14 protein-coding genes are annotated in these 11596 nt (G+C 71.6%); 13 read left to right on the top strand and 1 reads right to left on the bottom strand.

Annotation, left to right across the window (positions count from 1 at the left end):
• Positions 1–129, top strand: a 129-nt coding sequence (locus VF612_RS16095) for an integrase core domain-containing protein (protein WP_408660876.1), incomplete at its 5' end; no start/stop codon positions are given.
• Between the two features lie 13 nt (positions 130–142).
• Here VF612_RS16095 and VF612_RS16100 read toward each other — a convergent pair.
• The gene (locus tag VF612_RS16100; protein WP_408660864.1) at positions 143–475 is read right to left on the bottom strand and encodes a type II toxin-antitoxin system VapB family antitoxin; all 333 of its coding nucleotides are present in this window, start codon (positions 473–475) and stop codon (positions 143–145) included.
• Between the two features lie 178 nt (positions 476–653).
• Between VF612_RS16100 and hrcA the strand changes: the two genes are divergently transcribed.
• From hrcA to VF612_RS16160, 12 genes are all read left to right on the top strand, one after another.
• Positions 654–1676: a heat-inducible transcriptional repressor HrcA gene (gene hrcA, locus VF612_RS16105; RefSeq protein WP_408660877.1), complete on the top strand. Its 1023-nt coding sequence runs from the start codon at positions 654–656 to the stop codon at positions 1674–1676.
• A 105-nt stretch (positions 1677–1781) separates the two neighbouring features.
• The gene (gene dnaJ / locus VF612_RS16110; RefSeq protein ID WP_408660865.1) at positions 1782–2924 is read left to right on the top strand and encodes a molecular chaperone DnaJ; all 1143 of its coding nucleotides are present in this window, start codon (positions 1782–1784) and stop codon (positions 2922–2924) included.
• 23 nt (positions 2925–2947) lie between these two features.
• Positions 2948–3679 (top strand): 16S rRNA (uracil(1498)-N(3))-methyltransferase, encoded by a 732-nt coding sequence (locus VF612_RS16115; protein ID WP_408660866.1) that lies wholly within the window; start codon positions 2948–2950, stop codon positions 3677–3679.
• A gap of 77 nt (positions 3680–3756) precedes the next feature.
• Positions 3757–4092 (top strand): histidine triad nucleotide-binding protein, encoded by a 336-nt coding sequence (locus tag VF612_RS16120; RefSeq protein ID WP_408660867.1) that lies wholly within the window; start codon positions 3757–3759, stop codon positions 4090–4092.
• A gap of 149 nt (positions 4093–4241) precedes the next feature.
• Positions 4242–5228: a PhoH family protein gene (locus VF612_RS16125; RefSeq protein WP_408660868.1), complete on the top strand. Its 987-nt coding sequence runs from the start codon at positions 4242–4244 to the stop codon at positions 5226–5228.
• A 64-nt stretch (positions 5229–5292) separates the two neighbouring features.
• Entirely contained in the window at positions 5293–5802 is a 510-nt protein-coding gene (ybeY, locus tag VF612_RS16130; protein WP_408660869.1) for an rRNA maturation RNase YbeY, read from the top strand.
• Between the two features lie 45 nt (positions 5803–5847).
• Positions 5848–7146 (top strand): hemolysin family protein, encoded by a 1299-nt coding sequence (locus tag VF612_RS16135; protein ID WP_408660870.1) that lies wholly within the window; start codon positions 5848–5850, stop codon positions 7144–7146.
• A complete protein-coding gene (locus VF612_RS16140; protein WP_408660871.1) occupies positions 7139–7537 on the top strand; it encodes a cytidine deaminase in 399 nt (132 codons plus the stop codon). The genes VF612_RS16135 and VF612_RS16140 overlap by 8 nt, the downstream gene beginning before the upstream one ends.
• 81 nt (positions 7538–7618) lie before the next feature.
• Entirely contained in the window at positions 7619–8536 is a 918-nt protein-coding gene (era, locus tag VF612_RS16145; protein ID WP_408660872.1) for a GTPase Era, read from the top strand.
• 3 nt (positions 8537–8539) lie between these two features.
• Positions 8540–9760, top strand: coding sequence for an MFS transporter (locus VF612_RS16150; protein WP_408660873.1), 1221 nt, complete (start codon positions 8540–8542; stop codon positions 9758–9760).
• Positions 9761–9841: 81 nt separating this feature from the next.
• A complete protein-coding gene (gene recO / locus VF612_RS16155; protein WP_408660874.1) occupies positions 9842–10609 on the top strand; it encodes a DNA repair protein RecO in 768 nt (255 codons plus the stop codon).
• 147 nt (positions 10610–10756) lie between these two features.
• The gene (locus VF612_RS16160; protein WP_408660875.1) at positions 10757–11566 is read left to right on the top strand and encodes an isoprenyl transferase; all 810 of its coding nucleotides are present in this window, start codon (positions 10757–10759) and stop codon (positions 11564–11566) included.
• Positions 11567–11596 lie beyond the last annotated feature (30 nt).

Here is an 11596-nt window from a genome sequence, read left to right on the forward strand (position 1 = left end):
TACCGGCAAATCTTCACCAGCAACGACCAACGCACCGCCGCCCTTGCACCCTGGCTCGAGCACTACAACACTGACCGACGCCACAGCGCACTCGCAGGGCACCCACCCGTCAGCCGGCTACCAACCTGATGGCCGAGTACAGCTAGCGGCTGTCCGGTTCCGGCCGCCGCTTGGGCCGCAGCTCGTCGAGATCGAGCACCCGGACGTGCAGGGTGTTGCGCTGCTGCAACGCCGCCCGGACCGCCCGGTGCAGGCCGTCCTCGAGGTAGAGCTCGCCCTCCCACTGCACCGCGTGCGGGAACAGGTCGCCGTAGAAGGTGGAGTCCTCGTCGAGCAGCTTGTCCAGCGCCAGCTCGCGCTTGGTGGTGGTCAGCTCGTCCAGGCGGACCGGCCGCGGCGCGACGTTGGCCCAGTCGCGGGTCGAGAACTTGTGGTCGGGGTAGGGCCTGCTGTCCCGCACCGCTTTAAAGATCACCGCAGATCACCGCGCACCTTCCGCTTCGAGCAGTGTCTACATCGCACGCCCGCCCAGCACCCTAACCGGTGTGGCGGCGTCCGCGGGCGATCGCCGGCAGGTCGGCACGTTCCCCTCCTTCTTCGGGGGCGGCCCACCTAAGATTGACAGGTGACCCCGGCGTGAGGAGGCGATGACTGTGAACGTGGAGGAGCGCAAGCTCGAGGTGCTGCGCGCGATCGTCGAGGACTTCATCGCCACCAACGAGCCGGTCGGCAGCAAGGCGATCGTCGAGCGGCACAACCTCGGGGTTTCCCCGGCGACGATCCGCAACGACATGGCGGCCCTGGAGGACGAGGGCCTGATCCACCAGCCGCACACCTCGGCGGGCCGGGTGCCGACCGATGCCGGGTACCGGATCTTCGTCGACCGGCTGACCTCGCTGAAGCCGCTGTCGGCAGCCGAGCGCCGGGCCATCGAGAAGTTCCTCGACACCGCCGTCGATCTGGACGGGGTGCTGCAGAACGCCGTCCGGGCGCTGGCCCAGCTGACCCGCAACGTGGCCGTGGTGCAGTACCCGTCGCTGTCGCGCTCGCGGGTCCGGCACATGGAGACGGTGCTGCTGAGCCCGTCCCGGCTGATGCTGGTGCTGATCACCGACACCGGACGGGTCGAGCAGCGGGTCGTCGAGCTGCCCTCCCAGGTGGAGCCCGACGACGTGGCCGACCTGCGCACCACGCTGAACGCCAAGCTCCGGGACCAGCGGCTGGCCGACGCGCCCGCGATCGTCGCCGAGCTGCCCGCCGCGGCGCCGGGGCACCTGGGCCCGCTGGTGAACATCCTCAGCGCGGTGCTGCTGGAGACGCTGGTCGAGCACCCGTCCGAGCGGGTGGTGATGGCGGGCTCGGCCAACCTGACCGAGCGCTCCCTGGACTTCCCGGCGATCCGGCCGGTGCTCGAAGCCCTGGAGGAGCAGGTGGTGCTGCTGCGGCTGCTGGACCAGGAGTCCACCGTCTCGGGCCAGGTGCTGGTCCGGATCGGCAACGAGAACGCCTACGAGGGGCTGCAGACCACCTCGGTGGTGTCGGCCGGCTACGGCCCGAGCGGCCTGGCCCTGGGCGGGGTCGGAGTGCTCGGTCCGCGCCGGATGGACTACGCGCACACGATGGCCCGGGTGGCCGCGGTGGCCCGCTACGTCGGCGACCTGCTGGCCGACGGCTGATCGGCTGCCGGCTGCCGGAACGGGCCGGCGTTTTCCGTACACTCGACCAGAGTGGTTGGCACTCAGGATTGCTGAGTGCCAGTAGAGACTGAGGTGAAAGCACCGGTGGCAGGTACCGTCCGGAACTACTACGGGCTGCTCAACGTCAGCAGCGACGCGACGGCGGAAGAGATCAAGCGCGCGTACCGCAAGCTCGCCCGCGAGTTGCATCCCGACGTCAACCCTGACCCGCAGGCGCAGGCCCGGTTCAAGGAGGTCACCGCCGCCTACGAGGTGCTGTCGGACCCGGAGAAGCGGCGGATCGTCGACCTCGGTGGCGATCCGCTGGCGCCCGGTGGCGGCGGGAACGGCAGCAACCCGTTCGGGGCCGGCTTCGGGGGCTTCGGCGACATCTTCGAGACCTTCTTCGGCGGCGCCGCCGGTGGCGCCCGCGGGCCGCGCAGCCGGGTTCGCCAGGGCGCGGACGCGCTGCTGCGGATCGACCTGAGCATGGCCGAGATGGCCTTCGGCGTGCAGAAGGAGATCGCCGTCGAGACCGCGGTGGCCTGCCAGACCTGCCACGGGGACGGCTGCGCCCCCGGGACCAAGCCCCGCACCTGCGACACCTGCGGCGGCCGGGGCGAGGTGCAGTCGATGCAACGCTCGATGCTCGGGCCGGTGATGACCACCCGGTCCTGCCCGGCCTGCGGCGGCACCGGCCAGCAGATCCCGTCCCCGTGCCCCACCTGTGCCGGCGAGGGCCGGGTACGGGCCCGGCGGACCATCAGCGTGGACGTCCCCGGCGGCATCGAGGACGGCATGCGGATCCGGATGACCGGCCAGGGCGAGGTCGGTCCCGGCGGTGGCCCCGCCGGCGATCTCTACATCGAGGTCACCGAACAGCCGCACGAGATGTTCACCCGGGAGGGCTCTGACCTGCACTGCACGCTGGCGGTGCCGATGACCGCCGCGGCGCTGGGCACCGAGCTGACCCTGACCACCCTGGATGCCGAGGAGCGGGTGGAGATCCGGCCGGGCACCCAGTCCGGCTCGGTGATCACGCTGCGCGGCAAGGGCGTCCCCCGGTTGCGCAGCACCACCCGGGGCGACCTGCACGTCCACGTCGAGGTGCGCACCCCGACCCGGCTGGACGACGCGCAGGAGAAGCTGCTGCGCGAGCTGGCGGAGCTGCGCAACGAGGACATCGGCCTCGGCGGCAGCCGGGGCGGGCTGTTCTCCAAGATGCGCGATGCCTTCGGCGCCCGCTGAGCTGCTGCCGTGATATCGCTGCTGTGACGCCGCCGCTCTTTCTGGTGCCCGACCTCGAGGACGGCGACACCATCGTGCTCACCGGAGCCGAGGCGTACCACGCCGCCACGGTGAAGCGGCTGGCGGTAGGCGAGCCGGCGCTGTTGGCCGATGGGCACGGCGGCCTGGCCGAGGTTCAGGTCAGCCGGGTGGGCCCGGACCGGGTGGTCTTCCAGGTGCGATCCCGGCGCTTGCTGGAGCGGCCGGAGCCCCGGCTGGTGGTGGTGCAGGCGCTGCCCAAGGGCGAACGGGCCGAGCTCGCGGTGGAGCTGCTCACCGAGCTCGGAGTGGACGAGATCGTGCCGTGGGCGGCCGACCGCGCGATCAGCCAGTGGAAGGGCGACCGGGCCGCCAAGGGCGTCGCCAAGTGGCAGCGGGTGGCTCAGGCGGCGGCCAAGCAGAGCCGCCGGGCCTGGATTCCGGCGATATCGGCGCTGGCCGGCAGCGCCGAGGTGGCCGGGCGGATCAGCGCCGCGCGGCTGGCGCTGCTGCTGTACTCCGGCGCCGACCAGCCGCTGACGCAGACCGCCGTGCCGGCCGTCGGTGAGGTGGTGCTGGTGGTGGGCCCCGAGGGCGGCCTGTCGCCGGCCGAGCTGGCGTTGTTCGGCGAGCACGGCGGCCGGCCGGTGCGGCTGGGCGCGGAGGTGCTGCGCACCTCTACGGCGGGCGCCGCCGCGCTCGCGGTGCTGTCGGCGACGGCGGGCCGCTGGGGCTGAGCGCGGGACCTGACAGGGCTGAGCGCGGGCCGGGGGGCTGGTCGCCGGCTGTCGGACCTCCGCGCTAGCGTCTGCTCATGGTGGATTGCCTGTTCTGCAAGATCGTCGCCGGCGAGATCCCGGCCACCGTGGTGCTCGACGGCGACGGCTGGCTGGCCTTCGAGGACATCGACCCCAAGGCGCCGGTGCACGTCCTGGTGGTGCCCAAGCGGCACCTGGCCGACATCGGCGAGCTGGGCACGGACCCGGCGGCCGCGGCCTCGCTGGTGGCCGGCATCGGCGCGGTGGCCCGCGAGCTGGGGCTCTCGGCCTACCGGACGGTGTTCAACACCGGCGCCGAGGCCGGTCAATCGGTCTTCCACACCCACGCCCATGTGCTCGGCGGGCGCAACCTGTCCTGGCCGCCGGGCTGACCTGCCGGCCAGAAATAACGGGTCGGCTTGGCCTGGACCGGAATAGTTCGCGGCATAACAGCAGTTTGGTTATGGCGACGGACGGGTAAACTGAGACCACTCAGCGTCCTCCAGTCTCCGCCGGAAGAAAGAAAGCAGCGCAGAAGCACTTGTCGGAACCGACACCAGCACGGCCACGCCAGCGAGTCCAGACCTCGTTCGTGGTGCCCGCAAAGCTGTCGATGGTGGCCCTGCTCGGCCCGCGCGACGAGCTGCTGAAGCTGATGGAAGCGCGGCTGGACTCCGAGATCCACGTGCGCGGCAATGAGATCACGGTGACCGGTCAACCCGGCGACAACGCCCTGGCTATCAGGCTCTTCGAGGAGTTGGTTCAACTTATGCAGTCCGGCCATGACCTGACCCCGGATTCGGTAGGCCGCACGCTAGGCATCCTGCAGGCCGACACCGAGCAGCGTCCGGCCGAGGTGCTCAGCCTGAACATCCTGTCCAGGCGCGGCAAGAACATCCGTCCCAAGACGGTGAACCAGAAGCGCTACGTCGATGCCATCGACGAGCACACCATCGTCTTCGGCATCGGCCCCGCCGGCACCGGCAAGACCTACCTGGCGGTCGCCAAGGCGGTGCAGGCGCTGCAGGCCAAGCGGGTCAACCGGATCATCCTGACCCGGCCGGCGGTCGAGGCCGGGGAGCGGCTGGGCTTCCTGCCCGGCACCCTGAACGACAAGATCGACCCGTACCTGCGGCCACTCATGGACGCCCTGCACGACATGCTCGACCCCGAGTCGGTGCCGCGGCTGCTGCAGGCCGGCACCATCGAGGTCGCGCCGCTGGCCTACATGCGCGGGCGGACCCTCAACGACGCCTTCGTGATCCTGGACGAGGCCCAGAACACCACGCCGGAGCAGATGAAGATGTTCCTGACCCGGCTCGGGTTCGGCTCCAAGATCGTGGTCACCGGCGACATCACCCAGGTCGACCTGCCCAACGGCAGCAAGTCCGGCCTGCGGGTGGTCCGTGACATCCTCAGCGACGTCGAGGACATCGAGTTCGCCTACCTCGACGCCAAGGACGTGGTGCGCCACCAGCTCGTCGGCAACATCGTCGAGGCCTACTCCAAGTACGACGACGCTATCTAGGGCTCTGGAGCCGGATGACTGAGCACCGCAGCACGGGGGCCGGGTCGGTCAGCGGAGTGCCCGGGTGAGCATCGAGATCAACAACGAATCAGGCGTCAGCGTGGACGAGCGGGCGATCGGCTCGGTCGCCCGGCACGTGCTGGACTCGCTCGGGATCAATCCGCTGGCAGAGCTGTCCATCCTGGTGGTCGACGAGGCGGCGATGTCGACGCTGCACAAGCAGTGGCTCGACCTGGACGGCCCGACCGACGTGATGGCCTTCCCGATGGACACCCTGGACGACAAGCCCGGCCTGGAGACCGATCCCGGTCCGTCGCTGCTGGGCGATGTGATCCTGTGCCCCGCGGTGGCCGCCAGGCAGGCCGAGGCGGCCGGCCACAGCACCGACGCCGAGCTGTTCCTGCTCACCACGCACGGCGTACTGCACCTGCTCGGCTACGACCACGGCGACCCCGAGGACGAGCGCGAGATGTTCCAGCTGCAGTCCCGGCTGGTCACCGGTTGGGTCAAGGCAACCGGCCGGGGCCCGGTCCGGACGCCGCTGCCCGGCACCGCCGGCGAGCAGCGCGGCTAGGGGCCGGATGAGCGGGTTGAGCGCTCCGGTGCGGGGTGGGCTGAGATGACCGGCATCTATCTGGTGCTGCTGGTCCTGGCGCTGGTGCTGGTGCCCGCCGCCGGAGCGCTGGCCGCGGTCGACGCCGCGCTGGCTCGGGTGTCGGTGGCCCGGGTCGAGGAGGAGTACGTCCGCGAGGGCCGGCGCGGCGCGGTGGCGCTGTCCAAGGTGCTCGGCGACCGGGCCCGGCACACCAACCTGCTCCTGCTGCTGCGGGTCGCCGCGGAGCTCACCGCCACGGTGTTCGCGACCGTCGTCGCCACCTCCGAGTGGGGGACGACCTGGCCGGTGGTGCTGCTCACCGTCGGGGTGATGGTGGTGATCTCCTACGTCCTGATCGGCGTCGGGCCGCGCACCCTGGGCCGCCAGCACGCCTATCCGGTGGCCCTGGTCGGCGCCGGGCCGGTGCTGCTGCTGGGGCGGATCTTCGGCCCGCTGGCCTCGCTGCTGATCCTGCTGGGCAATGCCATCACCCCCGGCAAGGGGCTGCGTGACGGCCCGTTCTCCTCCGAGGTCGAGATCCGGGAGCTGGTCGACCTGGCCGAGTCGCGCGGGGTGGTCGAGCGCGGCGAGCGGGAGATGATCCAGTCGGTCTTCGACCTCGGCGACACCATCGCCCGCGAGGTCATGGTGCCGCGCACCGAGGTGGTGTGGATCGAGAGCACCAAGGCGGTGCCGCAGGCGCTGGCGCTTGCCCTGCGGTCGGGGTTCAGCCGGATCCCGGTGGTGGCCGACAACGTCGATGACGTCGTCGGGGTGGTGTACCTCAAGGACCTGGTGCGCCGCGCCCAGGACCAGGAGCGGGCCCGCCAGACCAAGCTGGACGAGGTGATGCGGCCCCCCGTCTTCGTTCCCGAATCCAAGCCGGTGGACGAGTTGCTGCGCGAGATGCAGGCCACCTACACCCACCTGGCCATCGTGATCGACGAGTACGGCGGCACCGCCGGGCTGGTGACCATCGAGGACATCCTGGAAGAGATCGTCGGCGAGATCCGCGACGAGTACGACGTCGAGCGGCCGCCCGTGGAGGAGCTCGACGACGGGTCGCTGCGGCTGACCGCCCGGCTGCCGGTCGAGGACCTCGGCGAGCTGTTCGGGGTCGACCTGCCCCGCGGCGATGATGTCGAGACCGTGGGTGGGCTGCTGGCGCAGTTGCTCGGCCGGGTGCCGATCGCGGGCTCCTCGGCCACCGCCTACGGCCTGCAGCTCACCGCCGAGAGCGTGGGCGGCCGGCGCAACCGGATCGACACGGTGCTGGCCCGGCGGCTGGACGAGCCGGACCACCGCGAGGACGAGGATGGCTGAGCCGTCGGGCAGTCCGGAGCAGGGGGGCTCGGCGCAGGACAGGTCTGGGCAGGGCGGTCCAACGCAGGGAAGGTCGCTGCAGGGTGAGGACGCGAAGCTGGTGACCCTGGCGCGCGCCACCCGGGCCCGTACCGGCGCCGCCCAGGGCGCTGCCGTCCGCGACACCGACGGGCGGACGTACGCGGCGGCGACCGTGGCGCTGCCGTCGCTGCGGCTGTCAGCGCTGCAGGTGGCGGTGGCGATGGCGATCTCGTCCGGGGCTCCGGGCCTGGAGGCCGCGGTGGTGCTGTCACCCGGCGCCGAGGCCGACCCCGAGGGCGCCGCGGCGGTGGCCGAGCTGGCGCCGTCGGCTCCGGTGTACCTCGTCGACGAGCGCGGCCGGCTGGCCTAGGCCTGCCCGCCCGGCACTGCTCGTCGGCGAGACGGCGACAGGGCGGAAAACCCGGTGCCGCGGTGCTGAGAGAATGGCCGGGTGAATCAGGTCGAGGATGGTTACCGCTCCGGCTTCTGCGCGTTCGTCGGCCGGCCCAATGCCGGCAAGTCCACCCTGACCAACGCGCTGGTCGGCTCCAAGATCGTGATCACCAGCGACAAGCCGCAGACCACCCGCCGGGCCGTCCGGGGAGTGCTCAGCCGCCCGGACGGCCAGCTCGTGATCGTCGACACCCCGGGCCTGCACCGGCCCCGCACGCTGCTGGGCCAGCGGCTCAACGACGTGGTGCACGACGCGCTGGCCGAGGTGGACGTGGTCGGCTTCTGCGTGCCGGCGAACGAGAAGATCGGGCCTGGCGACCGGTTCATCGCCACCGAGTTGCAGGCGCTGAAGGCCCCGGCGATCGCGGTCGTCACCAAGACCGACACCGTGGGCAGGCAGCGGGTCGCCGAGCAGTTGCTGGCGGTCAGCCGGCTCGGTGAGTTCCTCGACATCGTCCCGGTGTCGGCCCGGGCCGGCGATCAGGTCGAGCTGCTGGCCGACCTGCTGATCTCCCGGCTGCCCGTCGGCCCGCAGCTCTACCCGGACACCATGACCACCGACGAGTCCGAGCAGAGCCGGGTCGCCGAGCTGATCCGCGAGGCGGCGCTGGCCGACGTCCGCGACGAGTTGCCGCACTCGATCGCGGTCACCGTGGAGGAGATGAACCCGCGGTCGGGCGCCGCAGCCGAGGGCCGGCTGCCCCTGATCGACATCTTCGCGACCCTGCACCTGGAGCGCTCCAGCCAGAAGCCGATCATCCTGGGCAGCGGCGGCGCCCGGCTGAAGCGGATCGGCACCGAGGCCCGGCACGGTATCGAGCAGCTGCTGGGCCGGCGGGTCAACCTGAACCTGCACGTCGCGGTGATGGGGGAGTGGCAGCGGGACCCCAAGAAGCTCGATCGGCTGGGCTTCTAGACAGTGCTGAGCCGCTATCGCGCCGCGTTCTCCCTGCCCGGGACGCTGGAATTCTCCGCAGCCGGGTTCCTGGCCCGGATCACGCTGGCCATCTACCCGATCGCGATCGTCCTGATCATCTCCGGCCGTACCCATTCCTACGGCTACGCCGGCGTGGTCAGCGGCAGCTACGTCGTCGGCGGGGCGGTCGGCAACCCGATCGCCGCGGTGCTGGTCGACAAGCTCGGACAGCACCGGGTGCTGCCGGGGTTCCTGATCGCGCACCTGCTCTCGACCGCTCTATTCGGCGCGCTGATCACGGTGCACGCGCCGCTCTGGACGCTGCTGCCGCCCGCGGTGCTGATGGGCATCACCATGCTCAACATCGGCGCGCTGGTGCGGGCCCGGTGGTCCCACGTCTGGCCGGGGGACGCTCCCGAGCGCTCGACCGGCTACTCGGTCGAATCCACCCTGGACGAGCTGATCTTCGTCCTGGGCCCGCTGGTGGCCACCGTGCTGGCCCTGCACACCCACCCGCTGGTGACCTTGGGGCTGGCGCTGCTGGTGATCAGCACGGGAACCATGTGGCTGGCCGGGCTGCGGTCCACCGAGCCACCGGTCCGGCCCAGGGCGGTCGGCGAGCGGCACGACTTCGCCCTGCGTTACCGGGGGATGGCGCTGATCACCTGGTCGATGGTGTTCATGGGCGCGGTGTTCGGCAGCGCCGAGGTGACCATGGTGGCCTTCTGCGGCCAGCTCGGCGACCGCGCTGCCGCCGGCTGGGTGGTGGCCAGCTTTGCCGGTGGCAGCGCGGTGTCGGCGCTGTTCTACGGCGGCCGGCACTGGCGGTCGTCGTTGCTGCGCCGGTTCGTGATCAGCGCGGTGCTGTTCGGGGTGATGCCCTTCCTGTACTTCGCCGCCACCACCATCCCGGCGCTGGCGGTGTGTGCCGGGGTGGTCGGGTTGGGCATCGCGCCCACCCTGATCGGCGCGTTCGGCCTGGTCGACCAGATCGTGCCGACCAGCTCACTCACCGAGGGGCTGACCTGGATCGGGACCGGCCTGTCGGTCGGCTACGGGCTGGGCGCGGCGGTGGTCGGTGGCATCGCCGACCGGCACGGCGCCCGGTTCGCGTTCTCGCTGCCGGTCGGCTGTGCGCTGGCCTCGGCGGTGTTCGCGATGCTGCTGGCCGCCCGGCTGCGCACCACCGCGGCGTCTGACCGTCCAGTGACCGCCGTCCGCTAGCTGTAATGCCCAGCACGGTCACCGCACAGCGCGCACGGCCAGTCCTGTCTGCGACAGCGCCGGATCTGGGACGATGGACGGGTGCCGCTCTACCGTGACGAAGCCGTGGTGCTGCGCGTCCACAAGCTGGGCGAGGCAGACCGGATCGTCACGCTGCTGACCCGCCGGCACGGCCGGATCCGGGCGGTCGGCAAGGGCGTGCGGCGAACCACCTCGCGCTACGGCGCCCGGCTGGAGCCCGGCAGCCACATCGACGTGCAGCTGCACACCCGGACGGCGGTGCCGGACGCCGAGCGCGGGCATCCGCGACACCACGGCCTGGACCTGATCACCCAGGTGGAGTCGGTCGACAACTACGGCGCCCGGCTGGCGTCGGACTACCCGGCCTGGACCGCGGCGGTGGCGATCTGCGAGACCGCCGAGCGGCTGACCTCCGAGGAGGGGGAGCCCGCGCTGCGGCAGTACCTGCTGGTGATCGGAGCGCTGCGGTCACTGGCCGACCGCGAGCACGAGGCGGCCATGATCCTGGACGCCTTCCTGATCCGGTCGATGTCGCTGGCCGGCTGGGAGCCGGCGCTGGCCGAGTGCGCGGTGTGCTCGGCGCCCGGACCGCACGGCGCCTTCAACGTGCCGGCCGGTGGCGCGGTCTGCCCGAACTGCCGCCCGCCCGGTTCGGTGCGGCCCCAGGCCGGGTCGCTGAGCCTGATGGCGGCGCTGCTGTCGGGCAACTGGGCCGGCGCCGAGGCTGCCGCGGTGGACCTGCGCCGCGAGGCCAGCGGCCTGATCGCCGCCCACCTGCAATGGCACCTCGAGCGCGGCATCCGATCGCTGCCGCTGGTGGACCGCTGAACCTGCCCGCTCAGCAGGTCGTTGCCGCCCGTACTTCCGGCAGCCGCGGTGATCGTTGTCCGCCCAGCAGGGCGACCCGCCGGCCCACACCCTGCTACGAGGCCAACGATCGGCCGCGTGGACAACGTGCCGTACTACGGTGGCCCCATGCCTGCCCGTCGCTCGTCCTGGCCGGACCCGCCGCCGCACCCGAGCGGCGCCCAGCCTCCGGACATCCCGGCCGGCCTGCTGCCCAAACACGTCGCGATCGTGATGGACGGCAACGGCCGGTGGGCCAACAGCCGCGGCCTGCCCCGCACCGAGGGACACCGAGCGGGCGAGGCGGCCCTGATGGACGTCCTCTTCGGCGCCATGCAGCTCGGCGTCCCGGTGATCTCGGCCTATGCCTTCTCGACCGAGAACTGGCGCCGCTCGCCGGACGAGGTCCGGTTCCTGATGGGCTTCAACAAGGACGTGATCCGGCGCCGCCGCGACGAGCTCAACGGCTACGGCGTCCGGATCCGGTGGGCAGGCCGGCGGCCGCGGCTGTGGCGCAGCGTGATCGAGCAGCTCGAGGACGCCGAGCAGTTCACCGAGCGCAACGACCGGCTGACCCTGCAGTTCTGCGTGAACTACGGCGGCCGGGCCGAGATCGTGGACGCCGCCCGGCGGATCGCCGAGCTCGCCGCCGAGGGCCGGCTCGACCCGCGCAAGCTCACCGAGGAGCGCTTCCGCCGCTACCTCGACGAGCCCGACATCCCCGACGTCGACCTGTTCGTCCGCTCCTCGGGCGAGCAGCGCACGTCCAACTTCCTCGTCTGGCAGTCCGCGTACGCCGAGATGGTCTTCCTGGACCGGCTCTGGCCCGACTTCGACCGCCGCGACCTGTGGCGGGCCATCGAGACCTACGCCGGACGCGACCGCCGCTATGGCCGGGCCGTCCCCAACCCGGTCTCCGCGCCTGTCGAAGGGCCCTGAGCTCGTCGAAGGGCACATGACGCCACTGGA

Origin of the sequence: Jatrophihabitans sp., from assembly GCF_036388195.1 — a bacterium.
In the GTDB taxonomy this organism is placed as follows: Bacteria; Actinomycetota; Actinomycetes; order Mycobacteriales; family Jatrophihabitantaceae; genus Jatrophihabitans_A.

Bases quoted from the DNA above. Each gene is read 5' to 3' on its own strand.
- VF612_RS16140 (WP_408660871.1), top strand. From the start codon at position 7,139: ATGGCTGAGCCGTCGGGCAGTCCGGAGCAGGGGGGCTCGGCGCAGGAC.
- VF612_RS16120 (WP_408660867.1), top strand. From the start codon at position 3,757: ATGGTGGATTGCCTGTTCTGCAAGATCGTCGCCGGCGAGATCCCGGCC.
- VF612_RS16160 (WP_408660875.1), top strand. From the start codon at position 10,757: ATGCCTGCCCGTCGCTCGTCCTGGCCGGACCCGCCGCCGCACCCGAGC.
- VF612_RS16135 (WP_408660870.1), top strand. From the start codon at position 5,848: ATGACCGGCATCTATCTGGTGCTGCTGGTCCTGGCGCTGGTGCTGGTG.